This window comes from Dellaglioa sp. CoH-55-MRSF-7 (genome assembly GCF_056782235.1).
Genome location: NZ_JBXAYI010000145.1, coordinates 1 through 280 on the forward strand (window position 1 = coordinate 1; position 280 = coordinate 280).

Sequence of the window (280 nt, forward strand, 5' to 3'; positions counted from 1 at the left end):
GTCGGGGACGGCGGTGCGGCCTTCGTCGGGTCCGTGATCGGCTGTTTCGTTGTGTCGATAGCGCTATTCGGAATAGTGCCGTCGTCAGTAAACGTGATGTTGTCCGTGGATTGTTGCCCCACCGTCACCATCAGCCCGTACGTCGAGCCCTGTGTGCGTCCATACACTCGGTAGCCAGTAGCCAGAGGCATACGCGGCCACGACAGCGTAATAGAGTTGGTGGTTGTGCCGCCCGTCGCAATCACCACAACTTGCGCGCTCGACGCCAACGATTCACCGT

At 60.0% G+C, this 280-nt stretch carries 1 protein-coding gene; it reads right to left on the minus strand.

All coding sequences use genetic code 11. The annotated features are described in order from the left end of the window. Nucleotides 1-280: hypothetical protein (locus AC1RPU_RS08190; protein ID WP_481769677.1), on the minus strand; the 280-nt coding region annotated here is incomplete at both ends.